Origin of the sequence: Stenotrophomonas sp. SBJS02, assembly GCF_020428325.2 — a bacterium.
In the GTDB taxonomy this organism is placed as follows: domain Bacteria; phylum Pseudomonadota; class Gammaproteobacteria; order Xanthomonadales; family Xanthomonadaceae; genus Stenotrophomonas; species Stenotrophomonas africana.
Genome location: NZ_CP109812.1, coordinates 4,571,825 through 4,597,534, shown reverse-complemented (window position 1 = coordinate 4,597,534; position 25,710 = coordinate 4,571,825). Strand labels below are relative to the sequence as shown.

25 protein-coding genes and 2 pseudogenes are annotated in these 25,710 nt (G+C 66.1%); 15 read left to right on the top strand and 12 right to left on the bottom strand.

Translation table 11 applies throughout. From position 1 onward, the window contains the following. Positions 1-195 precede the first annotated feature (195 nt). The 3 genes from FQS62_RS21215 to FQS62_RS21205 all read right to left on the bottom strand — a co-directional run bounded on the left by FQS62_RS21215 (position 196) and on the right by FQS62_RS21205 (position 2,130). Positions 196-642 (bottom strand): cyclin-dependent kinase inhibitor 3 family protein, encoded by a 447-nt coding sequence (locus tag FQS62_RS21215; RefSeq protein ID WP_226053690.1) that lies wholly within the window; start codon positions 640-642, stop codon positions 196-198. A 187-nt stretch (positions 643-829) separates the two neighbouring features. Next, complete coding sequence (locus tag FQS62_RS21210) at positions 830-1,285, bottom strand: NIF family HAD-type phosphatase (RefSeq protein ID WP_032961321.1); 456 nt, start codon at positions 1,283-1,285, stop codon at positions 830-832. Positions 1,286-1,353: 68 nt separating this feature from the next. Continuing rightward, complete coding sequence (locus FQS62_RS21205) at positions 1,354-2,130, bottom strand: hypothetical protein (protein ID WP_125899104.1); 777 nt, start codon at positions 2,128-2,130, stop codon at positions 1,354-1,356. Positions 2,131-2,250: 120 nt separating this feature from the next. Between FQS62_RS21205 and FQS62_RS21200 the strand changes: the two genes are divergently transcribed. Then, positions 2,251-2,520, top strand: a complete 270-nt coding sequence (locus FQS62_RS21200) for a type II toxin-antitoxin system RelB family anti-toxin (protein ID WP_075075810.1) — start codon at positions 2,251-2,253, stop codon at positions 2,518-2,520. A 177-nt stretch (positions 2,521-2,697) separates the two neighbouring features. Here the strand turns inward: FQS62_RS21200 and FQS62_RS21195 are convergent, their stop codons facing one another. The 3 genes from FQS62_RS21195 to FQS62_RS21185 all read right to left on the bottom strand — a co-directional run bounded on the left by FQS62_RS21195 (position 2,698) and on the right by FQS62_RS21185 (position 5,910). Further along, positions 2,698-3,858, bottom strand: coding sequence for a lytic polysaccharide monooxygenase (locus FQS62_RS21195; RefSeq protein WP_088479475.1), 1,161 nt, complete (start codon positions 3,856-3,858; stop codon positions 2,698-2,700). A gap of 161 nt (positions 3,859-4,019) precedes the next feature. Then, positions 4,020-5,192 carry a lytic polysaccharide monooxygenase gene (locus FQS62_RS21190; protein WP_107380720.1) on the bottom strand — a complete coding sequence of 391 codons (1,173 nt, stop codon included), beginning with the start codon at positions 5,190-5,192 and terminating at the stop codon, positions 4,020-4,022. Positions 5,193-5,424: 232 nt separating this feature from the next. Continuing rightward, positions 5,425-5,910, bottom strand: coding sequence for a DUF1203 domain-containing protein (locus FQS62_RS21185; RefSeq protein ID WP_049445117.1), 486 nt, complete (start codon positions 5,908-5,910; stop codon positions 5,425-5,427). Between the two features lie 154 nt (positions 5,911-6,064). On the opposite strand from FQS62_RS21185, the gene FQS62_RS21180 reads away from it, so the two are divergent. From FQS62_RS21180 to FQS62_RS21165, 4 genes and pseudogenes are all read left to right on the top strand, one after another. After that, positions 6,065-7,267: a GGDEF domain-containing protein gene (locus tag FQS62_RS21180; RefSeq protein WP_049445113.1), complete on the top strand. Its 1,203-nt coding sequence runs from the start codon at positions 6,065-6,067 to the stop codon at positions 7,265-7,267. A gap of 68 nt (positions 7,268-7,335) precedes the next feature. Beyond that, positions 7,336-8,862 (top strand): alpha/beta fold hydrolase, encoded by a 1,527-nt coding sequence (locus tag FQS62_RS21175; RefSeq protein ID WP_208044048.1) that lies wholly within the window; start codon positions 7,336-7,338, stop codon positions 8,860-8,862. Continuing rightward, positions 8,859-9,604: pseudogene (locus FQS62_RS21170) on the top strand (ATP-binding cassette domain-containing protein). Before FQS62_RS21175 ends, FQS62_RS21170 begins: the two are co-directional and overlap by 4 nt. Further along, on the top strand, positions 9,601-10,785 hold the full coding sequence (locus FQS62_RS21165; RefSeq protein WP_032967061.1) for an ABC transporter permease: 1,185 nt from the start codon (positions 9,601-9,603) through the stop codon (positions 10,783-10,785). Before FQS62_RS21170 ends, FQS62_RS21165 begins: the two are co-directional and overlap by 4 nt. Before the next feature lie 429 nt (positions 10,786-11,214). Here FQS62_RS21165 and FQS62_RS21160 read toward each other — a convergent pair. Together FQS62_RS21160 and FQS62_RS21155 are read right to left on the bottom strand one after the other, a co-directional pair. Then, positions 11,215-11,499, bottom strand: a pseudogene (locus tag FQS62_RS21160) (transposase); the annotation flags it as partial. A 121-nt stretch (positions 11,500-11,620) separates the two neighbouring features. Then, positions 11,621-12,418 carry a helix-turn-helix domain-containing protein gene (locus FQS62_RS21155; RefSeq protein ID WP_208044047.1) on the bottom strand — a complete coding sequence of 266 codons (798 nt, stop codon included), beginning with the start codon at positions 12,416-12,418 and terminating at the stop codon, positions 11,621-11,623. Positions 12,419-12,495: 77 nt separating this feature from the next. On the opposite strand from FQS62_RS21155, the gene FQS62_RS21150 reads away from it, so the two are divergent. Next, positions 12,496-12,750: a hypothetical protein gene (locus tag FQS62_RS21150; RefSeq protein ID WP_208044046.1), complete on the top strand. Its 255-nt coding sequence runs from the start codon at positions 12,496-12,498 to the stop codon at positions 12,748-12,750. A gap of 82 nt (positions 12,751-12,832) precedes the next feature. Here FQS62_RS21150 and FQS62_RS21145 read toward each other — a convergent pair whose 3' ends face one another. Together FQS62_RS21145 and FQS62_RS21140 are read right to left on the bottom strand one after the other, a co-directional pair. Continuing rightward, positions 12,833-13,837: an energy transducer TonB gene (locus FQS62_RS21145; protein WP_049445093.1), complete on the bottom strand. Its 1,005-nt coding sequence runs from the start codon at positions 13,835-13,837 to the stop codon at positions 12,833-12,835. A 202-nt stretch (positions 13,838-14,039) separates the two neighbouring features. Then, positions 14,040-14,660 carry a TIGR00645 family protein gene (locus tag FQS62_RS21140; RefSeq protein ID WP_012481561.1) on the bottom strand — a complete coding sequence of 207 codons (621 nt, stop codon included), beginning with the start codon at positions 14,658-14,660 and terminating at the stop codon, positions 14,040-14,042. Positions 14,661-14,772: 112 nt separating this feature from the next. Here FQS62_RS21140 and FQS62_RS21135 point away from each other — a divergent pair, with 112 nt between their 5' ends. The 4 genes from FQS62_RS21135 (at position 14,773) to FQS62_RS21120 (ending at position 20,416) form a co-directional block, all read left to right on the top strand. Next, the gene (locus tag FQS62_RS21135) at positions 14,773-15,462 is read left to right on the top strand and encodes a glutathione binding-like protein (RefSeq protein WP_049445091.1); all 690 of its coding nucleotides are present in this window, start codon (positions 14,773-14,775) and stop codon (positions 15,460-15,462) included. 150 nt (positions 15,463-15,612) lie between these two features. Then, positions 15,613-17,838 (top strand): dipeptidyl aminopeptidase 4, encoded by a 2,226-nt coding sequence (locus tag FQS62_RS21130; protein ID WP_049445089.1) that lies wholly within the window; start codon positions 15,613-15,615, stop codon positions 17,836-17,838. A gap of 25 nt (positions 17,839-17,863) precedes the next feature. Then, the gene (locus FQS62_RS21125; RefSeq protein WP_049445087.1) at positions 17,864-18,379 is read left to right on the top strand and encodes a cytochrome c oxidase assembly factor Coa1 family protein; all 516 of its coding nucleotides are present in this window, start codon (positions 17,864-17,866) and stop codon (positions 18,377-18,379) included. A 237-nt stretch (positions 18,380-18,616) separates the two neighbouring features. Next, the gene (locus FQS62_RS21120; protein ID WP_208044045.1) at positions 18,617-20,416 is read left to right on the top strand and encodes a DUF885 domain-containing protein; all 1,800 of its coding nucleotides are present in this window, start codon (positions 18,617-18,619) and stop codon (positions 20,414-20,416) included. Positions 20,417-20,588: 172 nt separating this feature from the next. Here the strand turns inward: FQS62_RS21120 and FQS62_RS21115 are convergent, their stop codons facing one another. Further along, positions 20,589-21,047, bottom strand: a complete 459-nt coding sequence (locus FQS62_RS21115) for a hypothetical protein (protein WP_049445084.1) — start codon at positions 21,045-21,047, stop codon at positions 20,589-20,591. Between the two features lie 184 nt (positions 21,048-21,231). Between FQS62_RS21115 and FQS62_RS21110 the strand changes: the two genes are divergently transcribed. From FQS62_RS21110 to FQS62_RS21095, 4 genes are all read left to right on the top strand, one after another. After that, positions 21,232-21,480 (top strand): hypothetical protein, encoded by a 249-nt coding sequence (locus FQS62_RS21110; protein ID WP_006475755.1) that lies wholly within the window; start codon positions 21,232-21,234, stop codon positions 21,478-21,480. Positions 21,481-21,602: 122 nt separating this feature from the next. Beyond that, positions 21,603-22,520 carry a bestrophin family protein gene (locus FQS62_RS21105; RefSeq protein WP_049445081.1) on the top strand — a complete coding sequence of 306 codons (918 nt, stop codon included), beginning with the start codon at positions 21,603-21,605 and terminating at the stop codon, positions 22,518-22,520. A 19-nt stretch (positions 22,521-22,539) separates the two neighbouring features. Then, positions 22,540-23,529, top strand: a complete 990-nt coding sequence (gene hemB, locus FQS62_RS21100; RefSeq protein WP_006400669.1) for a porphobilinogen synthase — start codon at positions 22,540-22,542, stop codon at positions 23,527-23,529. A 32-nt stretch (positions 23,530-23,561) separates the two neighbouring features. Next, on the top strand, positions 23,562-23,831 hold the full coding sequence (locus FQS62_RS21095; protein ID WP_049445080.1) for an SHOCT domain-containing protein: 270 nt from the start codon (positions 23,562-23,564) through the stop codon (positions 23,829-23,831). Positions 23,832-23,951: 120 nt separating this feature from the next. On the opposite strand, the gene FQS62_RS21090 is transcribed toward FQS62_RS21095, so the two are convergent. Next, positions 23,952-24,815 (bottom strand): TolB family protein, encoded by an 864-nt coding sequence (locus FQS62_RS21090; RefSeq protein WP_208043645.1) that lies wholly within the window; start codon positions 24,813-24,815, stop codon positions 23,952-23,954. Between the two features lie 48 nt (positions 24,816-24,863). Here FQS62_RS21090 and aroE point away from each other — a divergent pair, with 48 nt between their 5' ends. After that, positions 24,864-25,709: a shikimate dehydrogenase gene (gene aroE, locus FQS62_RS21085; protein WP_049445076.1), complete on the top strand. Its 846-nt coding sequence runs from the start codon at positions 24,864-24,866 to the stop codon at positions 25,707-25,709. The last annotated feature ends 1 nt before the right edge of the window (position 25,710 follow it).

The window sequence follows — 25,710 nt, the reverse complement described above, 5'->3', positions numbered from 1 at the left end:
CTCCTCATCCTTCCCTACTTATACGCCTGCCGTGGGGAGATCCCCTCAAACCTCTGATTGCTGACCTCCCCGCGGGTTCTCAGATTCACCGATGAGCACCGGGGCGAAGCTGATCCGGCACTGGGAGGTTCACAGGTCTGGACGTGATTAGTGCCGTGTCAAGAGTTCAGAACGGATGCTTCAGCGCACACGGTTCTAGAGCATCCGAGAAGCCCAGTGAAGAAGGAAGCGCTCTTGCTCCGCCGTTTCCACGGCTCCGGGACGAGCACTCCGAACTCTGGCCATAGCTTCTTCAGCGCTTAGGCATGATCTGCTCTCGAGCAGTAGCATCGAAGCCACGGTGCCCGCTCTGCCAAGCCCTCCTTTGCAATGAACGACTACTTTGTCACCGCGGAGCAAATCGTCAGTGAGGACGGGGCCTAGTCGTGTCCACTCGTCCAAGAACTGAGGATCCGGCGCTTCTCCATCACGAATCGGAAGACCATGCCAGTGCAGGCCATGAGCGCGCGCGCGTTCGGGTAGCGACCCTATCCCGAGATCGTCGAACTCCCACGGTTCAATCAAGGAAAGCAGATGGCGACATCCCCAAGCTGAGACGGACGCTAGATCGAGCTCGAGATCTCTACACCACGAGCCCGTCATTGCAACTTTCTGATGCTTACCGGGGGCAAAGGTAACGCCTATGGTTCCTCCGTTGGCACCGACGGAAAGTCCCGCAATCTGCAACGGATGAGACAAGCTAGTTCTGTGCACAGAATCCTCGAGTATTGGGGGCTGGCGGTGTCTCACTGCGGCGTCCGAAGATTGCATCCACGGCACACTCCATCCACTAAGGCCGCGCCTTGGGCTTTGTGCTGCCTGGATTGAGGCGCTCCTCAAGACGCTGGATCACCAGCTGCAGCCCCTCGTCTCCATCAGAATATGGTGCAGCGAAGAGAGGGGCTTCAATCCAGAGGAAGTGTTGGCCGGGATGCACGTAGGCCCCGTGATCATCCAGCAACAGTGCCTCGCCAAGTTCTGCCGAAACGAATCGAAGGTCCTTCGTCGGACCGTCCCATTCGATGTATGGGAGATGTTGAGACCATTCGGGAGCGCGTCCCTCCAGCACCAAGAGGGATGTAATCTCTGCAACAACCTTTTGGGGTACAGAGGTGAACATGACGATCCGATTGAAGGTGCTGCTGGCATAGTTTAGGAACTCCATCAGGCCGGGTCGGGGTATTTGACTGACGGCATTGGAGATAAGTGTTCCCTCAAGGTCCAGTGCAAGAATGATTGGACGCATCTATCAAGTCTCGTGATTCTTGGTTCAGCTGAGCCAGGGAAGTGGGTAATCGAGGGCCTCTGTTTTGACTAGATTTCGCCCAAGGATGGAGCTGCAAGCCAGTAGTCATCGCCTATCTTCAGTATGCTTTCCAGCGCTACATCGATCATCAGTGGTCGTCGCCAACCTGTGTCAGGAAGGAAGCAATAGTCGGTTCTTCGAAGTTCACCCGCGGCCGCCTTTACTACCAGCCAGCGCGTCCTCCTTCGCATCTCTCGGGAAAGCACTTCTAGTGCGGCGTCCTCGTTGCCACCGCTACTAAGGAACTGGCTCGCTGCTCCCCTTACAGATGACCAGAGCACGTATCGTTTCCGCCCCAGGCTCAGACGAGTCCACTCCTCATCCTGACTTCTCAGGATTTCATCTACGCGGTGCACTCCGATACGGTGACGGCGCAGCAATGATGTGAGATAGGCGCTTGCCTCTCGATCCGCTAGCTGGCGCCAGATCCAAAGTCTTGCGTGTTTATCAAGCGTCGGGCGCCAAGCATCAAGCATCCCCTTGAGCGCTGCATCAAGGTCATCAGGAAGAATCAGGTCATCGACGTAGGACCAACTGACCGGTTCGTAGAGAGAGCGCTTAACGGCTCCGTTGCCTGAACTGGAACCGGTCACAACACCTGCGCTTTTTAGGAATTGCAGGAGTTGCTGGGCGACAGCAGGGTCTGAGGAAACGGGCGCGCTAACGGAAGTGGAGCGTTCAAGCGCACACCAGGCGCAGGTGTAGAAAGGACCAAGCGATACGACAAGTGAGTCGAGCTCGGGCCACGAAGGAAGGAGGGTCTGTTGGCTACGGCCATAGATCACTCGATCCCCGGCAAATTAACCAGTCCGGATGCTACCAAGGCGGCACGATGTCGTCTACATGATTTTCATGTATGCCGTGCCCCGGTCATAGATTTCCATCCGCTCCTTGAGGCGGACCGGATGGCTACGAAGACGATCTATCAGAACCCGTACCTCCGTTTGGTCGGAAAGCTTCGGGAGCATCGGGAGATCTTGGGCATCAGTCAGACTCAGCTTGCTGCCCATCTGGGGTGGCCCCAACAGCGCATTTCTTCAATAGAGTCTGGATCACGTCGTCTAGACGTTCTCGAATTCTGCCAAATGGCATCTGCGCTGGGTGTCTCTCCAGCTGAGGTGTCTGATCTGATCTGCAAGGCTCTAAAGGCAGTGCGAGTCTCGAGGATCAATTGACAAGGCTCACATAAGTCGAAAGTCTTATTTCAAGCATAAGTAATTGATTTATATGCTTTAAATAAGTTTTCCGTTGTTATTTAGTCCTTCAGCAGCAAATAAGCCTGGGTAGTGCCGGCCGCTGGCCGGCAGCTTCACGAACCGGAGGCGGCATCACGCCGCCCCCGGTCGCCTGCCTCAGTACGCGATCCAGGCGTCGCGCCAGGCGGAGCCGGTGCCCGGGCGATAGGCATCGGCGTTGATGTTGCACCACGCACCTTCCGGGAACGGCCGGCAGGCGTAGAGCTTGCCGTCGGTGCCTTTGACCACGGTTTCGCCCGGCGTGTAGCTGCCGATACCGGCCGGATACACGAAGTCGTAGTCGTCACCCGGCGGCGGATCGACCGGATCCGGCAGGCGGGTATCGATCTGGAACAGGTTGCCCGGCTTCAGGTAGACACGGTTCTCGGTGGCCGAGGCGACCGGCGTGATCACGCCGTTCTTCATCACGCCCACGCGCGCCTGCTGTGCACTGGCGTTGACCTTGCGGGCCAGCGCCAGCGGCCACTGGTTCGCAGCGGTCTGACCTGCGGCCAGGGTGATCTCCGGGCGCTCCAGATCATTGCCCTGGGCGTTGAACACGCGCAGCGTCAGGGTGGTGCCTTCTTCCAATGCACCGCGGGCGGTGACCGGGCCGGCATCCTGCCACTGCGGCGGCGGTTCGATGCCACCACCGCCTTCGAAGCGCACGTCCGCGCAGGTGTAGAACGCCTCACCGGAATCCGAGCGCTGCCAGGTGTTGTAGATCACGTGCTGGCCACTGCGCTTGGGCAGCGGGCAATCCAGCTTGTAGACGTCGCCGGAGACCGGCACGTTGCCCAGCGTGCAGAATTCCTGCAGGTCGGCCCAGCGCAGCGGGCTGCCCGGCTGCCAACCGTCTCGGGTGACGTAGAACTTCCACTCGCGGGTGGCATGCGGGGCCGGCGCCTTGAACTCGAAGGTGTAGCGCCCGCGCGAATCGGCGCGGATCGGCGAGGTCGGCCAGTCACTGCGGTTCAGATCGAGGCCGCGGTACTTGCTGTTGCCGCCGCTGCACAGCTCGCCATCTGGAACCACCGCTTGATGGTTGCCGTTGGCGTTGGCCTGGTTGACGCCGGCCCAGTCATAGAACGGCTGTGCGCCACCGATGGCCTTGGCGGCGGCACACGCCGGATTGGTCGGGTTCTCGGGGTTGCCCTGGTAACAGGCATAGACGCGGCTGGACGGCTTGGACAGAGTGCCGTGTGCGAAAGCACCGCCAGAAACGGCTACGCCTGCGACAACGGAGAGTGCGAGGACGGCTCGCCGGGACAAATGCATGGAGAATCTCCTGAGGGTGATGGAACCCCTCGGAGTTTCGGAACGTGCCCCCCCCTATCGCCATAGGAATAGTTTGAAAGGGGACAGTGCGTTTGCCTTGCTGAGATGAAACTCACACTGTGCCGGGAACGGCGTTCTTCCGCCGTTCCCGGCATGGCATCTCAATACGGCACCCACGCATCGCGCCAGGCCGCACCCACACCCGGGCGGTACGCCTCGGCATTGACGTTGCACCACGCACCTTCCGGGAACGGGCGGCAGGCATACAGCTTGCCGTCGCTGCTCTTCACCACGGTCTGGCCCGGCACATAGCTGCCGATGCCCGTCGGGTACACGTGGTCGAAATCACCGCCCGGCGATGGCGTACCCGGGTCCGGCACCTTGGTGTCGAGCTGGAAGCGGTTGCCGTCCTTCAAGTACACGCGATTGTCGGTGGCCGACGCCGCCGGCGTGATCACGCCATTGGCAAGCACGCCCACGCGCGCATGCTGGGCACTGGCATTGACCTTGCGCGCCAGCGCCAAGGGCCACTGCGCGGCCGAGGTCTGGCCGCTGGCCAGCGTCGCTTCCACACGTTCGACATCGTTGCCGTTGGCATTGAACACGCGCAGTGCCAGCGTCGTACCCACCGGCAATTCACCGCGGGCGGTGACCGGGCCGGCATCCTGCCATTGCGGTGCCGGCGTCGTACCACCGCCGCCGCCTTCAAAGCGTACGTCCATGCAGGTGTAGAACGCTTCGGTCGAATCCGAGCGCTGCCAGGTGTTGTAGATCACATGCTGGCCGGTGCGCTGCGGCAGCGTGCACTGCAGCTTGTAGGTGCCATCGGCAGAGAGCGGTGTATTGCCCAGCGTGCAGAACTCCTGCAGGTCGGCCCAACGCAACGGGCTGCCTGGTTGCCAGCCGTCGCGGGTGACGAAGAAGCGCCAGTCGCGCGTGGCGTGCGGCGCGGTCGCCTTGAACACGAAGGTGAACTTGCCATTGGCATCGGCCTGGATCGGCGTGGTCTGCCAGTCACTGCGGTTCACGTCCAGGCCGCGGAAGGTCGGGTTGTTGCCGCTGCACAGCTTGCCGTCGGGCACCACGGCCTGGTGGTTGCCGTTGGCATTGGCCTGGTTGATGCCGTTCCAGTCGTAGAACGCCTGCGATCCGCCGACAGTCTTGGCGGCTGCACAGGCCGGGTTCGTCGGGTTCTCGGGATTGCCCTGGAAACAGGCATAGACGCGGCTGACCGGCGTGGTCATGGTGCCGTGGGCAAAAGCATCGCCGGCCAGCAACAGGCCAGCGGCGGCCAATGAAGTAGCCAGCAGCAGCGGTGTGGATTGGAATGACATGGCGCTTCCTTGTGGTCGTCGAAAGAGAGCGGTGACCGCAGAGTTGCGCTGCGCGGCGGACTTTCGGCGGCACCATGGCGAGTATCGAGTTGCGATGCCGGGTGCGGAACCATGGAAATGCTGATCCGTGACTGTGGGTGTGAAGCCCTTCCCGCGGGCTTCACGTGGGACTGAACGGATGCGCTGGCGATCACGTGTTCGGCGTGGCAACGATCACGTCGTGGAGATCCGGCTATGTCGGCGCCATGCCGACGCGATCCGCCTGGCATGAGAAGCAGCCGTGGGCCGCGTTGTGCAGCTGCACGAAGGCCACGGCAGGGTCGGCAAACAGCGCGTCCAGCCGAGCGCCGACATCCGTGCCTGCACTGATCTCGGCGGCCAGCATCAATGCAGCCTGGTCATAGGCGCGCAACGAGATCATCCGGCGCTGCACATACGGGGGCACCTCGCCTGGCGGCAGCACGCAACGGGTCACGCCACGCTGTACGAAGATCGGGCCCGAGGCGTGATACGGCGAGTGCAGGGGCAGGTGCACATGGGACAACAGCAGCAGCTCGCTGCCACTGGGTGGATCGCTCAGGCTGACCCGGCAGGGGTGTCCTCCTGTTTCGCCGGCCCAGCGACGCTGGATGCCCAGCGCGGCCAGCGCGGTGTCGCTCTTCTCGAACAGGTGCAGGAACGGGCGGTGGTCGATGCCACCGAGGTACCACGCATGCATGGGCGTCTCCTTGGTTTTCCGAGGATTCTGCGCATGCGCCGGCCGCCGTGCTCGCCGTTTTCGGACCCCGCATCTTCATCGGGCCAGGCAGCGCCACGGGGACCGCAGCACAAGGCGCTAAGATGCGCGCGCCGCCCCAGCCGATGAGCGTCGCATGTCCCTGGATTTCCCCACCCTCACCGTGCTTGGCTTCCTGCTCTGCATCGGCATTGCCGTGGGGTTCTCGTTGTTGCTGGTGGTGTTGCGCGGGCAACCGGTGCTGCGCCTGTGGACCGCAAGCCTGTGGCTGCTGACCCTGGGCGTGACCCTGCTGGCGCTGCGACCCTACCTGCCGTTGGCGCCGGCCATACTGGCCGGGAATGCGGCGATGGCCGGCTGCGCGCTGCTGATGCTGCGTGGCGTGGCGCTGCATCTGGAACAACCGCTGCCGCTGTGGCGGCCGTTGCTGATGGCAGCCGTGTTCATGGCCTGCATCTTCGCCTTCCTGGTGCTGTGGCCGGACCTGGGCGTGCGCCTGCAGGTGTTCAGTGTGTTCACGCTGCTGGTTGATGGCTGGATCGCGTGGCTGCTGCTGCGGCATGCCCCCGTGCAGCAGCGCACCAGCTGCCGTCTGGCGGCGGTGGTGTTCCTGGCCGAGGCGGCCCTGTACGCGGTGCGCCTGTTCCTGCCGGTGGCACCCGATGCCGGTGAGGACATCATGCGCACCGGCACGCCGATGTTCGTCACCTACATTGCCGGTGTGATGCTGGAACTGGCGCGATGCTTTGCGATGGTGCTGCTGCTGGTCGAACGCATGCTGGTCGATCTGCGGCGTGCGGCGCGCACAGACGGCCTGACCGGGCTGCTCAACCGCAGCGCGGTGCTGGCCGATGGCCAGGTGCAGTTGCAGCGGCTGCGCCGGCAGGGCCGGCCACTGGCCCTGCTGCTGATCGACGTCGATCACTTCAAGCAGATCAACGACCGCTGGGGCCATCTGGCCGGAGACGAGGTACTGCGCCACTTCGCTGCGGTGCTGCAGCACGGTTTGCAGGGCCGTGACACGTTGCTGGGCCGCTATGGTGGCGAGGAGTTCGTGCTGGTGCTGGCCGGAAGCACGCAGGCTGAAGCGATGGCGCGGGCTGCGACGATCCGTACCGCCCTGCAGCAGAACCCGGCGCGGCTGGCCACCGGGCCGGTGACGTTCACTGCCAGCATCGGCCTGGCGATGGACGACGGCCAGGGCGAGCTGTCCACGCTGCTGGCAGCGGCGGACGCGGCGCTGTACCGGGCCAAGGCCGCGGGCCGCGATCGCCTGGCCTGCGCCACGCCGGCGGAGATTTCGCGTCTGCCCATCGCCGACGACGCCGTGCCCGTGTAAGTTGAGTCACATCTTCCGCGGCAGCCCGTCGTGGTTGCCAGGAACGTCCTCCAGGGGAAACGAGCACGATGCAAAGACACCACCTCGCGTTGGCCGCAGTGTTGGCCAGCCTGATGCTTGCCGGTTGCAGCCAGTCACCGTCACCCGGCGCCGAAGGCGCCAGCGATGCACCCAGCCGCCGTTTCGGCACGATCGACTTCCAGCCCTGCACGCTGTCCACGGTAGGTGCCAATGCCAACGTGGAAGCGCAGTGCGCCACCCTGCAGGTGCCGGAGGACCGGGCCCAGCCCGCTGGCCGGCGCATCGGCCTGCGCATCGCCTGGCTGGAGTCGGGCAGCAGCGGCTCCAGCCAGCCCGACCCGGTGTTCTTCCTGGCCGGTGGCCCCGGCCAGGCCGCCAGCGAAGTGGCCGTCATTGTCGATACCGCGCTGCGCCAGGTGCGCAAGCAGCGGGACATCTTCCTGGTCGACCAGCGCGGCACCGGCGGCTCCAACCCGCTCAGCTGCCTCGGCGCGGATGGAAAGGAACTGCCGATGGACGAGGACGCGGCGCCCTCCGAGGCCTTGCTGCGCGACTATGCCCAGCGATGCGCGGCTTCCCTGCAGGGACGTGCGGACGCACGCTTCTACACCACCACCGAAGCCATTGCCGACCTGGACGCGGTCCGCCAGGCCTTGGGCGTGGACCGGGTCAATCTGATCGGTGCGTCCTACGGTACCCGCGTGGCCCAGCGCTATGCGGGTACCTATCCACAGCACACCCGCAGCATCGTCATCGATGGCGTGGTGCCGAATGAGCTGGTGGTGGGCGGCGATTTCGCCAGGACGTTCGAAGACGCGATCGCCCTGCAGTCGGCGCAGTGCCGCAAGGACGCTGCCTGCGGCAAGCGCTTCCCGACCGATACCCGTGCGCAGCTGCGCAGCGTGGTCGAGACCCTGCGCCGTGCACCGGTTCCGGTCGAGTATCGCGATCCCGGCACCTACGACACCCGGAAGGATGTGCTGACACCGGACAGCGTTGTGGGCCTGGCTTTTGCGTTTTCCTATGTACCCCAATACGCCTCATTGCTGCCGCTGGTTCTTGATGAAGCCGCGCACGGCCGCTACGCACCGCTCGCCTCGCTGGCGCGCGGTGCGAACCGCAGCATGGATTTCCAGATCAACCGTGGCATGCATTGGTCGGTGATCTGCAGCGAAGATGCGCCGCGCTACCAGGCGCCGGCCGAGGACCCCGGGCGCCTGTTCGGCAACGACGTGGCAAGTTCCTTCTTTGCCGCCTGCCCGGCATGGCCGCACCGGCCGGCACCGGCAGCCAATGCCGTGCCGCTGCGCAGTGACGTACCGGCGCTGCTGTTGTCTGGTGAACTGGACCCGGTGACCCCGCCGCGCTATGCCGAGCAGGTCCTCAAGGGCCTGCCCAATGGACGCGCGCTGGTCGCCCGCGGCCAGGGCCACGGCACACTGACCGCCGGTTGCATGCCGCGCCTGCTCGGCCAGTTCATCGACACGACCGATGCCAAGGCGCTGGATGCCGGCTGCCTGGACACGCTGAGCTACGTGCCGGCGTTCACCTCGTTCAACGGATGGGAACCATGATCGTCGCCGACAACCTGCACAAGGCCTTCGACACCCGCACGGGCCGCATCCAGGCGGTCGCCAACGTTGCTTCCGCGCCGAGGATGGTCGCATCACCGGTCTGCTGGGGCCCAATGGCGCCGGCAAGACCACCACCATGCGCATGCTGTACACGCTGATGACGCCCGACCAGGGCAGCATCAGCGTCGATGGTGTGGACGCTGCGCGCAATCCGGTGGAAGTGCGTCGCCATCTCGGCGTGCTGCCCGATGCGCGTGGCGTCTACAAGCGCCTGACCGCGCGCGAGAACATCGCTTACTTCGGCGAACTGCATGGACTTTCGGCCGAGCGCATCCGAGAGCGCATCGAGGTGCTGTCGCACGCGCTGGACATGGGTGACATCCTCGACCGCCAGACCGATGGCTTCTCGCAGGGCCAGCGCACCAAGACCGCGATTGCCCGCGCGCTGGTGCACGATCCGCGCAACGTCATTCTCGATGAACCGACCAACGGCCTGGACGTGATGACCACGCGCGCACTGCGCCGCTTCCTGCTGGGTCTGCGCGAAGAAGGCCGCTGCGTGATCCTGTCCAGCCACATCATGCAGGAGGTGGCCGCGCTGTGCGATCACATCGTGATCATCGCCAAAGGCACGGTGATGGCCGCCGGCAGCGCCGATGAACTGCGCGCGCAGTCCGGCGAATCCAACCTGGAGGATGCGTTCGTGAAATTGATCGGCAGCGAAGAGGGCCTGCACGCATGAGCATGATGTCGACCCTGATGACGGTGATGCGCAAGGAGCTGCGTGACCTGTCGCGCGACCGCCGTACGCTGGCGCTGACCCTGCTGTTCGGGCCGCTGCTGTACCCGCTGCTGATCCTGGGCATGGGCAAGCTGTCCGAAAGCCGCGTGCGCACGCAGATCGAGCAGCCGCTGCAGATTCCCACCATCGGCGCCGAACATGCGCCGAACCTGGTGCGCTTCCTGGCTGCTCAGGGCCTGAATGCCGCTGCTGCGCCGAAGGACCTGGCCGAGGCCATCCGTTCGCAGGACATCGACGTGGCGCTGCGCATCAGCCCGGACTTCGGCAGGGACTGGGCCGATGGCAAGCCGGCGCTGGTGGAGGTGATCAGTGACAGCACACGACGCGCCGCCGAGGTGCCCACTGCGCGCCTGCAGGCGGCGTTGGCCACGTACAACGGGCAGGTGGGGGCGCTGCGGCTGATGGCGCGGGGCATCGACGCCCAGGTCGCACGGCCACTGGACGTGGCCAGCCAGGACATGGCCAGTGCCGAAGCCAAGCGTGGCCTGATGCTGTCGGCGTTGTTGCCGATCCTGCTGACCCTCACCTCGTTCCTCGGTGGTGCCTACCTGGTGATGGACACCACCGCCGGCGAGCGTGAGCGGCAGTCGCTGGAGCCGCTGCTGGCCACGCCGGGGTCGCGCAGCGCCATTGTCAGCGGCAAGATCGCCGCCGCCTGCATGGTCGGCTTTGCGTCGCTGCTGTTGACCCTGGCCGCGTTCAAGGTGAGCGCGCAGATCGCCCCCGGCAACATCGGCCGCCAGCTCAACATGAACATCATGGCGATGGTGCAGATGCTGCTGGTGATGCTGCCGATGCTGCTGATCGGCACCTCGCTGCTGACCTTCCTGGCCGCAGCCGCCAAGAGCATGAAGGAAGCGCAGAGCCACATGACCTGGTTGATGCTGCTGCCGATGCTGCCGGGCTATGCGCTGATTGCCTACCCGGTGAAGAGCCAGCTGTGGCAGTACGCCGTGCCGTTCCTGTCGCAGAACCAGATGCTGCTGAAGGTGATCCGCCACGAGACCATCACACCGGCGGTCTGGGCCATCTACCTCGGCGCCAGCCTCGGCCTGGCCGCCGTGCTGTGGTTCGCCGCCGTGCGCCGTTATCACAACGAGCGTCTGGCCATCTCTGGCTGACATGCAAAAAAGGGGACGGAGGGGATTAAGTCGTTTCCAGCCCTCCCGTCCCCTCTTTGCGCGGGCGCCCCGCTTGCGCAGCATCGCAGGTCGTCCAAGTGTCTGCTCCACCATCCGCAGGTACGCTGTACTTCCCAATGGATGCTGCGCAGCACTGTGAGCACGGATTGCCTGCAGGTCAGCGGACGCATTCAGATCCCGCAGGAACTGCCCATAGAGCGTCGCCCGCTGTCGCTTGCTCGCGGCCAGTGCCTGAAACGCAGGGTGCTCTGTCAGCATCGGATCGTGCCGTCGCTGCAGGTTTCCGTGCACGCTCGACCATGGGTGATCTTCCGGGCCGGCTGTCATCCCTGCACGAACCGGATTGAGTTCGATGTAGCGATAGACGCTGAGCAGATAGGCGTCGCTGTCCACCATTGAAGAATGGAAGCGGCCCTGCCAGAGCGGTCCGCTGCGCCCATGTCGCTGATTGAAGGCCTGGACGTAGTTGTTGCCCTGCATCCGCATCGCATTGGCTAGGCCCACACCCGTGGAAGGTGTGGCCAACAGATGGACGTGATTGCCCATCAATACGTAGGCATGTAGCGCGACCTGATGCTTCAGAAACGCACTGTGCAACAGGTGCAGAAACAGCTGGCGGTCGATATCGTCAACGAAGATCGCCCCCTTGTTCACACCGCGCTGGGTCACGTGGTACGGCTGGCCGGCCAACATCAGGCGTGCTTGTCGAGGCATGGGAGTTCAGGGATTCAAGGAACCACCAGCCTGCCGCCAACGTGGCTGCGGTGGACATCAGGTGATGCCGCGAGAAGGTGTGGGGTAGGGCAGAAGCGACTTAATCCCCTCCGTCCCCTTTTCCATACCGCGCAGGCGTCACTCCCATCTCACGCTTGAACACGTTGATGAAGGAACTGGGCGTCTCGTAGCCCATCGACAGGGCGACGCTGATCACCGGCTCACCCGCCAGCAGGCGTGGCAGTGCCAGCAGTACGCGTAGGCGTTGCCGCCACTGGCTCAAGGTCATGCCTGTTTCGGCCTGCCAACGGCGGGCGAGACTGCGGCTGGACAGCCCGCTGGTGGCCGCCCACGCCTCGACACCGCGCAGGTCGTCCGGCCAACGCACCAGCACCGAAGCGATCTTCTGCAGTCGCCGGTCACGCGGTTGTGGCAGGGCAAGCGGCAGGGGCGTGCTGGCGGCAATCTCATCGGCGATCACACCGGCCAGTCGTGCCTGCGCAGCATCCAGTGGCGGGTGGGGCCACCACAGCGCACGTGTTGTTGCCGCCTGCAGCAGTGCATCGGGCTGGAAAATGCGCGGTGTGGTGGGCAGACCCAGGCAGGCCTCGGCGTTGAAGTACAGGCTCCAGCCATCGAACCCGTCTGCGCCCAGCAGTGCGTGGGGTAGCAATGGCGGTATCCAGGCGACGTGACCTGCGGGCAGCAGCCAGTGCAGGTCGTCGGCGGCGATCCGCAGCAGCCCCTGATGCGCACCCAGCAGCTGCCCACGGGCATGCCGGTGGCGGGCCGTGCGACGCTTGCCGAGCTGGTGCAGCCGGGCCGCCAGCAACACCGGCCCGTCGGCGGCATCGGCCAACGCGGGGTCGAGCAATGGAGGAGTTGTCTGATCTGCCATATCCATTGGCAGTTATACGGCAGAAGCGTCGCGTCCGTGCCCCGAAACTGGAGCCCACCTCAACGGAGCGCTTCCCCATGCAGCCACAGGACATTCTTCCCGACCATCAGAACGACGTGCAGGTGAACGGCCTCACCGTGCGCAAGGGCAGTGTGGGTGCTTTCCTCGCCAGCGTTCGTGACTGGCAGGATCCGGCCAGCGATCCCGCCGCGCGCGCCACTGCCGAAGCCGACCTGCGTGCGCTGCTGCCGGGCCTGCATGCGTTGGGTCTGTTCCAGGTGCTGACAGCGCGTGATCCGGCACTGCAACGCCTGATCGATGGAGCGGCCTGAAACGGACAAGGCCCGGACATGCCGGGCCTTGGCGTCATTGCAGGGGCAGAAACGACTTAATCCCCTCCGTCCCCTTTTTCGTTCAGTTGTTGCCCGGCGCGAACACCAGCGTACGGCGGGTGGTCACCGGCGCGCTGACCGGCTCGAAGCGCCAGCGCTTGACCGCGTTCAGGGCTTCACGGTCGAACACGCGTCCCGGCGTCGCGCGCAGCACGCGAGCGTTCACCACCGAGCCGTCAGTGCCGACGGTGATCTCCACCAGTACTTCGCCGGAGGTTCCCGAACGCAGGGCTTCGCCCGGATAGCGCGGCGCCGGTGTGCTGACCGGGCGCAGGGTGGGCGCTGCGGGTGCGGCGGCCTGGCGTGCGGCGCTGGCCTGCTGCGCGGCGGCCTGCTGCTGCTTCTGCTCGGCCTCACGACGGGCGGCGGCCTGGCGCTCGGCCTCCTGGCGCTCGTTGTCGCGGCGCGCGGCATCCTGCTGCGCGGCAATCTGCTTGGCGGCGTCGGCTTCCTTGGCGCGCTGCTCGGTCAGGCGCTGCTGCTCGGTCTGCTGCTTGCTGCGGTCCTCGGCGTCCTTCTTCGCCTTCTCGGCTTCGGCTTCGGTGCGCTTGGCCGCGTTCTGCACGCCCTTGGCCAGGCCATCCTTCAGGCGCGGCAGCGCCGGCGCGGAGGCATCCACCTTCTCGATCAGTGCCACCAGGCGCTGCGCTTCGGTGTAGTCCTCGCGGCCCAGGTGCTGTTCGGCGGCGATCAGGGTGTAGGGCAGCAGGTCGGTCAGCGCGCTCTTCACCGAGGCATCGTCCGGGGTCTTGTCGCGCAGGGCGAGGTAGTACTCGATGGCGTTGTCGCCGGCCGGCGCGTACATGCGGTTCTCGCGCAGGGCCTGGCTGGCCGACTCACGCAGCTGCTCGGTGCCCATCGACTGCACCTTGGCGGCGACCACCGGTGCGGCCGGTGCAGCGGCGGTGGGTGCGGCGGCCGGGGCCGGTGCTGCGGTTTCTTCCTTGCCCGAGCAGGCGGCCAGTGCCAGTGCCAGGGCAACGGGCAGCCACCGGCGCGCTGCGGTGATCGTTGAGACGTGCGACATCCTGCTCCCCTCTAGAAGACGACGTGACGTAAATCATTGATATGCATGGCCGGGACCTGCGGTCCGGGCACGGCAGGGTGACGTTTCCCGACGCCACCGCCGGCAACGGCGAGGGTGCAATCTAGCATCCCGGCCACCGCCGCGTACAAGGGGCAGGGGCCGGGACGGCGCAGCGGCGGTCAAGCCGCTGGTGGCGCCGACCTCAGTGGTCGTGCGCCTTGTCGTGCGATCTGCTGTGGCTGTTGGACATCAGCTTGTCGGTCCAGGCAATGCCGATCGCCGACAGGATGAACACGCAGTGGATGATGGTCTGCCACAGCACGCCGTCCTGGGTCAGCATCGAGCAGCGAGCGACACCGATGTTGGCCGCGGCCACGCTCATCTGCTCCGGCGTGCACAGCGGAATACCGCCCAGCGCACCGCTGGCGATGAAGGTCTTCAGCAGGTGGATCGAGGAGATGCCGATGATCGCCATCGCCAGCTTCACCTTCAGCACGCTGGCATTGACGTGGCTCAGCCATTCCGGCTGGTCCGGGTGGCCTTCCAGGCGCAGGCGCGAGACGAAGGTTTCGTAGCCACCGACGATCACCATCACCAGCAGGTTGGAGATCATCACCACGTCGATCAGGCCCAGCACGATCAGCATGATCTGCTGCTCGCCCATCGACACCGAATGCGAGATCAGGTGCCACAGTTCCTTGCCGAACAGGAACACATAGACGCACTGCGCCACGATCAGGCCCAGGTACAGCGGCAGCTGCAGCCAGCGCGAGGCGAAGATCAGCGTGGACAAGGGGGAGAGCGGCGGGCGGTTTGCACTCATGCGAGGGATGCTGCGTTGCGGGGGAGAGGCGAGGTTACCGGCCCGCCATGACGGTGCCAACCCAACTCACGCACTAGACTTCAGGTTCCTTTCCGCACCTCGAGCCGACGCCATGATCGACCTGTATTACTGGCCCACCCCGAACGGCCACAAAGTGACCCTGCTGCTGGAGGAAACCGGCCTGGACTACCGCATCCACCCGGTCAACATCGGCTCGGGCGACCAGTTCAAGCCGGAATTCCTCGCCATCTCCCCCAACAACAAGATGCCGGCCATCGTCGACCATGCCCCGGCCGATGGCGGCGCCTCGCAGAGCGTGTTCGAGTCCGGCGCGATCCTGCTGTACCTGGCCGAAAAGACCGGCCAGTTCCTGCCCAGCGACCCGCGCGGCCGCGTCACCACGCTGGAATGGCTGTTCTGGCAGATGGCGGGCCTAGGTCCCATGAGCGGCCAGATGGGCCACTTCAACGTCTACGCGCCGGAGAAGATCCCGTACGCCATCGAGCGCTACGACAACGAAGTGCGCCGCCTGCACGGCGTGATGGACAAGCGACTGGCCCAGCATGCCTTCCTGGCCGGTGACGAATACACCATCGCCGACATGGCCAGCTACCCGTGGGTCGGGGCCTACGACAAGCTGCCGGTGGACTTCGCCGCCTTCCCGAACCTCAAGCGCTGGCACGAGACGATTGCCGCGCGCCCGGCCACCCAGCGCGCGTATGCCCTGCGCCAGCAGGTGAACCCGAACGCCGGCAAGCCGCTCAGCGACGAAGAGCGCAGGCACCTGTTCGGCCAGCGTTGACCCGGGCAGCTGAAGATGGGTGCCGACCGTCGGTCGGCACCGCGTATGGGCAGAAGGTCATGCTGCCTTCCTGCACGGGCTTGGTTAGGATGGGGAACGACCACCCCGTGCCCCGAGCCGGGGTGGACCTGCCGTTTGCCGGGATCCTCCATGCGCCACCTGTTCGCTTCGCTCGCCCTCATGCTCGCCACCACAACCGCCGCCCACGCTGAAAAGCTGACCCTGGAAGCCATCACCGGCCCGCTGCCGTTGTCCGGCCCGACCCTGATGAAGCCGAAGGTGGCGCCGGACGGTTCGCAGGTCAGTTTCCTGCGCGGCAAGGACAGCGACCGCAACCAGCTGGACCTGTGGACCTACGACATCGGCAGCGGTCAGACCCGCCTGCTGGTCGATTCCAAGGTAGTGCTGCCCGGCACCGAGACCCTCAGCGATGAGGAAAAGGCACGCCGCGAACGCCAGCGCATCGCCGCGATGACCGGCATCGTCGATTACCAGTGGTCGCCGGACGCGCAGCGCCTGCTGTTCCCGTTGGGCGGCGAGCTGTACCTGTACGACCTCAAGCAGCAGGGCCAGGCCGCAGTACGCCAGCTGACCCACGGTGAAGGCTTCGCCACCGACGCCAAGCTGTCGCCCAAGGGCGGCTTCGTCAGCTTCATCCGCGGCCGCAACCTGTGGGTGATCGACCTGGCCAGTGGCCAGCAGCTGCAGCTGACCCGCGACGGCAGCACCACCATCGGCAACGGCGTGGCCGAGTTCGTCGCCGACGAGGAAATGGATCGCCACACCGGTTACTGGTGGGCGCCGGACGATTCGGCGATTGCCTTTGCCCGCATCGACGAATCCCCGGTACCGGTGCAGAAGCGCTACGAGGTCTATGCAGACCGCACCGACGTGATCGAACAGCGTTACCCGGCCGCCGGCGATGCCAACGTGCGCGTGCAGCTGGGCGTGATCGCACCGGCCGCCGATGCGCAGCCGCGTTGGGTCGACCTCGGCAAGGAACAGGACATCTATCTGGCCCGCGTCGATTGGCGCGATGCGCAGCACCTGAGCTTCCAGCGCCAGTCGCGCGACCAGAGGCAGCTGGACCTGGTGGAAGTGGCGCTCGATTCCAACCGCCAGCGCGTGCTCGCCCACGAGACCAGCCCGACCTGGGTGCCGCTGCACAACAGCCTGCGCTTCCTTGAAGACGGCAGCGTGCTGTGGTCATCCGAGCGCACCGGCTTCCAGCACCTGTACCGCATCGACAGCAAGGGCAAGACCACCGCGTTGACCCATGGCAACTGGCCGGTGGACGAGCTGCTGGCGGTCGATGAAAAGGCCGGCAAGGCCTACTTCCGCGCCGGCATCGAGACCTCGCGCGAAAGCCAGATCTACGCGGTATCGCTGCAGGGCGGTGAGCCGCAGCGCCTGTCGAAGGCACCGGGCATGCACAGCGCCAGCTTCGCCCGCAATGCAAGCGTCTATGTGGACAGCTGGTCCAACAGCACCACGCCGCCGCAGATCGAACTGTTCCGCGCCAATGGCGAGAAGATCGCCACCCTGCTCGAGAACGACCTGGCCGATCCCAAGCATCCGTATGCGCGCTACCGCGATGCGCAGCGCCCGGTCGAGTTCGGCACGTTGATGGCTGCCGATGGCAAGACTCCGCTGAACTACAGCCTGATCAAGCCGGCCGGCTTCGATCCGTCCAAGCGCTACCCGGTGGCCGTGTACGTCTACGGCGGTCCGGCCAGCCAGACCGTTACCAACAGCTGGCCCGGCCGTGGCGACCACCTGTTCAACCAGTACCTGGCCCAGCAGGGCTACGTGGTGTTCTCGCTGGACAACCGTGGCACCCCGCGACGTGGCCGCGACTTCGGTGGCGCGTTGTACGGCAAGCAGGGCACGGTGGAAGTGACCGACCAGCTGCGCGGCGTGACCTGGCTGAAGCAGCAACCGTGGGTGGACCCGGCGCGCATCGGTGTGCAGGGCTGGTCCAACGGTGGCTACATGACCCTGATGCTGCTGGCCAAGGCCTCGAACCAGTACGCCTGTGGCGTGGCCGGTGCGCCGGTCACCGACTGGGGCCTGTACGACAGCCACTACACCGAACGCTACATGGATCTGCCGGCGCGCAATGAAGCGGGTTACCGCGAAGCGCGCGTGCTGACCCATATCGACGGCCTGCGCTCGCCGCTGCTGCTGATCCACGGCATGGCCGACGACAACGTGCTGTTCACCAATTCAACCAGCCTGATGAGCGCGTTGCAGAAGCGTGCGCAGCCGTTCGAGTTGATGACCTACCCGGGTGCCAAGCATGGCCTGTCCGGCGCCGATGCCCTGCATCGCTACCGCGTGGCCGAAGCCTTCCTGGGACGTTGCCTGAAACCCTGATCCGCAGCCGGGAAGGAGCCCGCCGATGACCCTGCCACCCCCGATTCCCGCCCACCGACAGACGCCAGCCGGTTGGTGGTGCCGTCATTGGCGCTGGGCGATGCCGTTGACGGTGGTGCTGGTGCTGGGCGGTGCAGGTGGCGTGGTGACCTGGAGCGTGTTGCGCTGGAGCGAGGCGGCACGCGAGAGCCCGCCGATGCGCGAAGCGCTGCGTCGCGCGGGCTGCAGCATCGAACTGGTGGAAGCCTTCGGCGAGCCGCTGCATATTGAATCGATGCCACTGGGCAGCATGCAGACCGCGATCAACGGCCAGCGCGATGTCGGCCTGACCGTGGCCCTGGAGGGTCCGCACGCGCACGGTCGGCTGTTCGTGAAGGGCACCCGCAGTGACGACGTTTGGGATTACCCGGTGATGTACGTGCTGGGCGAGAACAAGCAGACCTTCGACCTGACGGCGCTGGATGATGATGAAGCCGCGCAGGAGTGCGAGCTGCAGGCCTGCCGCGAACGCGGCGAATGCCCGCTGACCGCCGCGTTGTGACCTCCGCGGGCAGGCGACTGCGGGACGTCGGCTGGGTAGAGTCGACTGTCAGTCGACTGCTCTTCGATCAGATAGCGAAACCTCCACGCTGCGCGCGATAGTCGACTGACAGTCGACTCTACGCCGGCAGGCTTCCGCGGAGCCCCGGCTGCACAACCAGCCCGCCATGACTTCCCGCCGATTGTCGCCATCGCCGTGAGCGCGTAGGGTGCGGGCAACCCTTTGCTGGAGTGTCCCATGAAGCCGATTGCGCTCGCCGTTGCCCTGGCCCTGACTGCCGCCCCGCTGCTGTCCGCCCCGCCGGCCCTGGCCGCGCCGCCTGCGAAGGCTGCCACACCGGCCAGCCCGGCCTGGGTCGCCCGCAGCAATGCGCTGGCGCAGATCCTGCTGGATGCGCAGGGGCCGTTCCAGCCGGAAGAGACCGGCTTCTTCGGCGTGCCCGGCTACGACGACAAGGTGGCTGACCTCGGTCCGGACAACGGCAAGCGCTACCGCGCCGCGATGGCCAAGGCCCGCGACGAACTGAAGGCGAAGCTGGCCACCGAGACGGATCCCAATGTCCGCCAGGACCTTGAGATCATGATTCACGCCGCCAGCCAGAACATCGAAGGCAGCGAGCTCAACGAGAAGTACCTGCTGCCGTGGAGCGATGCGCCGCAGACCGTGTTCAGCGGCCTCAACCTGCTGCTGTCCGACCAGGTGCCGGCCGAGCGCCGGGCCAAGGCGCTCGACCGCCTCAAGGCCTATGCGGGCCTGCAGCAGGGCGGCACCGCCTTCACCACGCTGGCCCGCCAGCGCTACGAAGAACGCCTGAAGGACAGCAGCCTGCTGCAGCCGACGAAGATCGAAGTGCAGCAGTCGCTGGACAACGTCGAGACCTACATCACCGGCATCGAGTCGCTGCTGAAGAAGTACCAGATCGCCGGCGCCGATGAGGCGATGAAGGCACTGGCCGGGCAGATGAAGGACTACGCCAGCTGGACGCGCACCACCGTGCTGCCGAAGGCGCGCACCGACGCACGCCTGCCGGCGCCGCTGTACGCCTACCAGCTCAAGCAGGTCGGCATCGACATCGACCCGAAGCTGCTGATGCAGCGCGCGCAGCTGGAGTTCATGGAAACCCGCTCGGCGATGCAGCAGCTGGCACCGCTGGTGGTGAAGGACAAGGGCCTGAAGGTGGCCGACCCGAGCGACCCGGTGGCGGTGATCCGCGCACTGAAGGCCGACAAGATTGCCGACGATCATCTGGAAGGCCACTACCGCAAGGTGATCGATGCGATCGACCCGCTGATCCGCGAGCACGCCATCGTCGACGTGCCCAAGCGCGCCATGCAGATGCGCCTGGGTTCGGCTGCCGAGAGTGCAGCCAGCCCGGCCCCGCATTTCCTGCCGGCGCCGCTGGTCAACAACACCGGGCAGCAGGGCACCTTCGTGCTGCCGCTGGGCAACCCGGCGGCGGGCCCGGGCGCACAGTACGACGATTTCAACTTCGGTGCGGCGGCGTGGACGCTGAGCGCGCATGAAGGCCGCCCCGGCCACGAGCTGCAGTTCACCGCGATGGTCGAGCGTGGCATCTCGCTGGCACGCACCATGTTCGCGTTCAATTCGGTGAACGTGGAAGGCTGGGCGCTGTATGCCGAGGCCGAGATGGTGCCGTACGAGCCGCTGGACGGGCAGATGATCGCCCTGCAGTTCCGCCTGCTGCGGGCCGCGCGCGCGATGCTGGACCCGATGCTCAACCTCGGCCTCACCGACCGCGCCAATGGCGAGCGCGTGCTGATGGAGCAGGTCGGCCTGTCCAAGGCGATGGCCACCCAGGAACTGGACCGCTACATGGTGCGCATGCCCGGCCAGGCGGGCAGCTACTTCTATGGCTACACCCGCATCCTCGAACTGCGCATGCAGACCGAGCTGGCGCTGGGTGCGAAGTTCGACCGCCTGGCCTTCAACAACTTCCTGCTCGACCAGGGCCTGCTGCCGCCGGACCAGCTGGCCGACGCGGTGAACAAGGTGTTCGTGCCGAAGTACAGGCGCTGAGCATCACCGGGTAATGCCGGCCGCTGGCCGGCAACCGGTGTTGGTAGATGCCGACCTTGGTCGGCGCTGTGGGTTCGTGCCAACCAAGGTTGGCACCCACCAGAGCGATGTGTTGGCTGTTGCAGGGATGTGCCGGCCAGCGGCCGGCACTACCCGCTTTGACGCTGCTGCGTCACCGCTGCGGGGTGATCACCTGTGTCGGCAACCGCGCCGGCGGTGCCGGATTCGGCACCCAGATCGCGACGCCGGCGGCGCGCTTCTGCGTGGTCGGAATACCGATGCCGACGCCGCCACCGACGTGCGACCCGAACGAACCGGCGCCGACCGACATGCCCACCGGCGAGCCACTGCTGCCCACGCCCATCAACACCACGCCATTGGCGCCGAGCGCGGCGGCCTCACGCTTCAGGCGTGCCACGGCGGCATCGGTCTGGCCCTGGGTGCCGAAGCCGACGGCGGACGCCGATTCCAGCTGGGCGATTTCCTGGGAACCGGCCGGCGGAGTCGAATAGATCTGCACCAGTGCCGGATCGATCGGTGCGCGGGCGTGGCCCAGCATCACCTTGGAGGTGCTGGCACAGCCAGCGGCGACCAGCAGGATGGCCGCCAACGCGGCCCAACGGATGTTCATGGCACGACCCCTGTAGGACTGGTTGCGATCATCGGCGGGCCACTCTGAATCGGCGCCAACACCCGGGCCAGGGCTCGCACGGCAGCACGCTAGCACGGTGCGGGTGACAGCCCCGCCAATGGCAGTAGGCGGCGGCAGCGGGAACGTCTATGGTTGGGGCAGGAACCAACTGCGGGAGAGCGGCATGGGTGTGATCAGTCTGTTGTGGGGCGTACTGGCGCTGTTGTGGATGATCCTGGCGCTGATTCCACTGCTCGGCTGGGGCAACTGGTTCCTGATCCCGTTCGCTGCGGTGGGCGCGGTCATCGCCGCGCTGGGCATCCTGTTCACCCACCCGAGCAAGCGTGGCCGGGCCTGGGCCGGTCTGGTCCTGAACGGCATCGTGGTGGTGGTGGGCATCCTCCGCCTCGGCCTGGGTGGTGGCGTCATCTGAGCCCACGCCCGGGTGCGACAGGGCGTCGCAGGCGCACGGTCCATGGCCGGGCAGGGGCGTACAATGAAGGGCTGCGCGAGCCCCCCGCGTGCCTGTGAATCCGCGCCCGGCGCGGCTGCCCCATGATCATCCGACCCCGTCCCCACGGCTGGCAACTGCTGTACATCCTGCGCGGTTCGATCGTCAAAGCGATCGCACCCAAGGTGCTGGCCATCCTGATCCTGTCCATCGCCGTGGCTGCGGTGGTGGAACTGGCGCCGCCGACCGGCATTGAACGCGTGTCGGTCACGCCGTTCACCCTGCTCGGCCTGGTGCTGTCGATCTTCCTCAGCTTCCGCAACAGCGCCTGCTACGAGCGCTGGTGGGAAGGCCGCAAGCTGTGGGGCCAGCTGGTCTACGAATCGCGTTCGCTGGCCCGCCAGGTGAACCTGCTGCTGGCCGATGACACCGGCCGCCGTCGCCGCATCGCCTACCTCACCACCGCGTTCGCCCACGCGCTGGCCGGGCGCCTGCGCGGGCGCATCGTGGCGCTGATGGCCCTGCCGTGGCTGGACAAGCGCCAGCGCGAACAGCTGGGCCAGCGCGAGAACGTGCCCGACGCGCTGCTCTCGATGATCGCCGCCGAGCTGGCCCAGGCGCTGCGCGCCGGTGAGCTCGACCCGATCCTCTACACCCAGCTGGAAGAGCGCCTGCACGCGATGTCGTCGATCCAGGCCGGCTGCGAGCGCATCCTCACCACCCCGCTGCCGTTCGCCTACACCCTGCTGCTGCATCGCTGCGCGTGGATGTTCTGCGTGCTGCTGCCGTTCGGCCTGGCCAGTTCGCTGGGCTGGGGCACACCGGTGCTGTCGGCGGTACTGGCCTATGCCTTCTTCGGCCTGGACCAGCTGGGCGAAGAAATGGAAGACCCGTTCGGCCTGGAGCCGAACGACCTGCCGCTGGACGCGCTGGTGCGCACGATCGAGATCGACCAGCTCGACGCGCTCGGCGAACGCCCATTGCCCGAACCCCTGCTGCCGCAGGGTTACCTGTTGCAATAGCCTCTCCTCGGAGCCTGCCATGTCCCACCCGCTTTACCGCCCGCGCCGCATGCGCCATGACGAGTTCTCACGCCGCCTGATGCGCGAGAACACGCTGACCACCGACGACCTGATCTACCCGGTGTTCGTGCACGAACTGGCCGGCCGCACCGCAGTACCGTCGATGCCGGGCGTGGAGCGGCTGTCGATCGAAGAACTGCTGAAGGTGGCCGAAGAGGCGCTGGAGCTGGGCATTCCGGTGATCGACCTGTTCCCGGTGATCGACCCGTCGCTGAAGTCGCTGGATGCATCGGCGGCGTGGGCCGAGGACGGCCTGGCGCAGCGTGCGATCCGCGCGCTGAAGTCGCGCTTCCCGGAGCTGGGGGTGATGACCGACGTGGCGCTGGACCCGTACACCACCCACGGCCAGGACGGCATCATCGATGACAAGGGCTATGTGCTGAACGACATCACCGTCGAGGCGCTGGTCAAGCAGTCGGTATCGCACGCCGAGGCCGGCGTCGACATCGTTTCGCCGTCGGACATGATGGACGGCCGCATCGGCGCGATCCGTCGTGCGCTGGATGCCGACAATCACATCAACGTGCGCATCATGGCTTACTCGGCCAAGTACGCCTCGGCGTTCTACGGCCCGTTCCGTGATGCGGTGGGCAGCGCGGCCAGCCTCGGCAAGGCCGACAAGAAGACCTACCAGATGGACCCGGCCAACGGCGACGAGGCCCTGCGCGAGATCGCGCTGGACCTGGAAGAGGGCGCCGACATGGTGATGGTCAAGCCGGGCATGCCGTACCTGGACCTGGTGCGCCGGGTGAAGGAGACGTTCGGCGTGCCGACCTTTGCCTATCAGGTCAGTGGCGAGTACGCGATGATGAAGGCCGCTTTCGCCAACGGCTGGCTGGACGAGCGCGCCTGCGTACTGGAGTCGCTGCTGGGCTTCAAGCGGGCCGGTGCCGATGGCGTGCTGACCTATTTCGCGCCGCAGGTGGCGCGATGGCTGCGCGAGCGCTGACAATAGCGCCACGATAGACGGAGGACTGCGCGATGGGACCCGAACTGGGGTGGATGCAATGGCTGATCTGGGGCACCGGTACGCTGGTGTTCGGCGCCATCATCGTCGGTGTCTTCATCGCCGCATGGCGCGCGGGCAAGCGCCCGCCGGAGCAGCTCTCCGCCGCCCGCCACGTGGCCCGTGAGCAGGCCCTGCCGGACAGCGTGCAGGCCGAACTGGCCGCGCTGAACCAGCGCAAGGACAACGGCCAGTTGAGCGAAGTGGAGTACGAGCAGTTGCGCGCCAAGGTGTTGTCGCGCTGACCGGGCGTTTCATCCACGCATGGCGTGGATCTACTGGTAGTCGCCAACCTTGGTTGGCGCTTTCACGTATGCCAACCAAGGTTGGCATCTACCAAACGGCTATCCACGCATGGCGTGGATCTACCGGATACACCCGGGCACCGCCGCCACCTTCGGCACCGCCAACCGGTACACATCCACGCCACCGGCACGTGGCGCTTTCGCTGCACTGCTGGCCACCATCATCTCGCCCGGCTTGGCGTTGTCGATCACCGGCGCGCCGGTCCAGCCGCCGGCCTGGTTGAACGACAACCCCAGCGGCTGCAGCGCCGCGCCGCTCCATGCACAGCCGCTGCTCCACACCTGCGCGCTCGTGCCGCTGCCGCGGCTGAACACCACCGCGCCGTCCTGGCCCAGCCAGTCGCCGTCGGTCTCGTCGTCGGCGCTGTTCAACGCGCTCAGTGCGCTGGCCGGGCCGCGCAGGCCCTGCGCATCCAGCGTCGCCACGAACAGGTCCCAGCCAGCGCCTCGGCCCTGCTGGCGCGCAAACAACAGCCGCTGACCATCCGCGCTCAGGGCCGGCCCGCGCTCTTCCCGGCGCCCGCCATCGCCAGCCAGGACCTGCGCGCCGCCCAGCCGGCCATCGGCGGCCAGCGCGGCGCGGTACAGCGCCAGCTTGCCCTCGCGGCCGGCCGCGAACAGCAGCCAGCGGCCGTCACGGCTGAAGTAGGGATCACGGGCCTCCCCGGCCACGCCTACCGGCAGTGCCTGCGCCTGCTGCCATCGGCCGTCGACCACGCGCGCCTCCCACAGGCCCCAGCCATCTTCGCCGCGGCGGGCGAAAACGATTCGCTGGCCATCGGCGCTGATCGTGGCGCGGCCCTCGTCGGCACGGGTCGAGACCACGCCCATGCCTTCGATGCCGTACTCGTTCAACGCCATCGCCACGGGGGCAGAGAGTAGACTGGCGGCAAGCACCAGCAGGGGCGGGGTGATGCGCATCATCCGGGTCCGTGCACGAAAGAGCATCAGTCTAGCCAGCTTGAGGATTCCATGACCGACCGTTACGCCGTCTTCGGACACCCCGTTGCCCACTCGAAGTCGCCGCAGATCCACGCGACGTTCGGTCGCCAGGAAGGCATCAGCATCGACTACCGTGCGATCGACCTGGTCCCGGATGCGTTCCTGGCCGGCCTGGAAGCCTTCGCCGCCGACGGCGGTGTCGGCGCCAACATCACCTCGCCGCACAAGGAAGCCGCGTTCTCGGTGTGCACCACCCTGACCGCACGTGCGCGCCGTGCCGGCTCGGTCAACACGCTGCTGCGCAAGGGCGACCGCTGGCATGGCGATACCACCGATGGCATCGGCCTGGTGCGTGACCTGACCGACCGCCATGGCCTGGACCTGCGCGGCCGCCGCATGCTGCTGATCGGTGCCGGCGGCTCCGCGCGCAGCGTCGCCCCGGCCTTCCTTGATGCCGGCATCACCGAACTGGTGGTGGTCAACCGCACGCCGGAACGCGCCGATGAACTGATCGACGCGATGGGCGAACCGGGCCGCGCGATCAGCCGCTACTGGGAAGACCTGCGTGACCTGGGCGACTTCGAGCTGATCGTCAATGCCACCTCGGCCGGCCGCGACCGCGACGTCGAGTTCAAGCTGCCGCTGTCGCTGGTCAATTCAATGACCACCGCCGTCGACCTGAACTACGGCGAGGCCGCCATCGCTTTCCTGGCCTGGGCGCGTGCGGCGAACTGCCGCAATACCGTGGATGGCCTGGGCATGCTGGTCGAACAGGCGGCCGAGAGCTTCCTGCAGTGGCATGGCGTGCGCCCTCAGACCGACGAGATCTACCAGTCGCTGCGCCAGGGCGCGGCGGTGCTGGCCGGCGAGGACTGAT

Coding starts and splice junctions, on each gene's coding strand:
- FQS62_RS21215 (WP_226053690.1), bottom strand. CDS start 642: ATGACGGGCTCGTGGTGTAGAGATCTCGAGCTCGATCTAGCGTCCGTC.
- FQS62_RS21210 (WP_032961321.1), bottom strand. CDS start 1,285: ATGCGTCCAATCATTCTTGCACTGGACCTTGAGGGAACACTTATCTCC.
- FQS62_RS21200 (WP_075075810.1), top strand. CDS start 2,251: ATGGCTACGAAGACGATCTATCAGAACCCGTACCTCCGTTTGGTCGGA.
- FQS62_RS21195 (WP_088479475.1), bottom strand. CDS start 3,858: ATGCATTTGTCCCGGCGAGCCGTCCTCGCACTCTCCGTTGTCGCAGGC.
- FQS62_RS21190 (WP_107380720.1), bottom strand. CDS start 5,192: ATGTCATTCCAATCCACACCGCTGCTGCTGGCTACTTCATTGGCCGCC.
- FQS62_RS21185 (WP_049445117.1), bottom strand. CDS start 5,910: ATGCATGCGTGGTACCTCGGTGGCATCGACCACCGCCCGTTCCTGCAC.
- FQS62_RS21180 (WP_049445113.1), top strand. CDS start 6,065: ATGTCCCTGGATTTCCCCACCCTCACCGTGCTTGGCTTCCTGCTCTGC.
- FQS62_RS21175 (WP_208044048.1), top strand. CDS start 7,336: ATGCAAAGACACCACCTCGCGTTGGCCGCAGTGTTGGCCAGCCTGATG.
- FQS62_RS21165 (WP_032967061.1), top strand. CDS start 9,601: ATGAGCATGATGTCGACCCTGATGACGGTGATGCGCAAGGAGCTGCGT.
- FQS62_RS21155 (WP_208044047.1), bottom strand. CDS start 12,418: ATGGCAGATCAGACAACTCCTCCATTGCTCGACCCCGCGTTGGCCGAT.
- FQS62_RS21150 (WP_208044046.1), top strand. CDS start 12,496: ATGCAGCCACAGGACATTCTTCCCGACCATCAGAACGACGTGCAGGTG.
- FQS62_RS21145 (WP_049445093.1), bottom strand. CDS start 13,837: ATGTCGCACGTCTCAACGATCACCGCAGCGCGCCGGTGGCTGCCCGTT.
- FQS62_RS21140 (WP_012481561.1), bottom strand. CDS start 14,660: ATGAGTGCAAACCGCCCGCCGCTCTCCCCCTTGTCCACGCTGATCTTC.
- FQS62_RS21135 (WP_049445091.1), top strand. CDS start 14,773: ATGATCGACCTGTATTACTGGCCCACCCCGAACGGCCACAAAGTGACC.
- FQS62_RS21130 (WP_049445089.1), top strand. CDS start 15,613: ATGCGCCACCTGTTCGCTTCGCTCGCCCTCATGCTCGCCACCACAACC.
- FQS62_RS21125 (WP_049445087.1), top strand. CDS start 17,864: ATGACCCTGCCACCCCCGATTCCCGCCCACCGACAGACGCCAGCCGGT.
- FQS62_RS21120 (WP_208044045.1), top strand. CDS start 18,617: ATGAAGCCGATTGCGCTCGCCGTTGCCCTGGCCCTGACTGCCGCCCCG.
- FQS62_RS21115 (WP_049445084.1), bottom strand. CDS start 21,047: ATGAACATCCGTTGGGCCGCGTTGGCGGCCATCCTGCTGGTCGCCGCT.
- FQS62_RS21110 (WP_006475755.1), top strand. CDS start 21,232: ATGGGTGTGATCAGTCTGTTGTGGGGCGTACTGGCGCTGTTGTGGATG.
- FQS62_RS21105 (WP_049445081.1), top strand. CDS start 21,603: ATGATCATCCGACCCCGTCCCCACGGCTGGCAACTGCTGTACATCCTG.
- hemB (WP_006400669.1), top strand. CDS start 22,540: ATGTCCCACCCGCTTTACCGCCCGCGCCGCATGCGCCATGACGAGTTC.
- FQS62_RS21095 (WP_049445080.1), top strand. CDS start 23,562: ATGGGACCCGAACTGGGGTGGATGCAATGGCTGATCTGGGGCACCGGT.
- FQS62_RS21090 (WP_208043645.1), bottom strand. CDS start 24,815: ATGATGCGCATCACCCCGCCCCTGCTGGTGCTTGCCGCCAGTCTACTC.
- aroE (WP_049445076.1), top strand. CDS start 24,864: ATGACCGACCGTTACGCCGTCTTCGGACACCCCGTTGCCCACTCGAAG.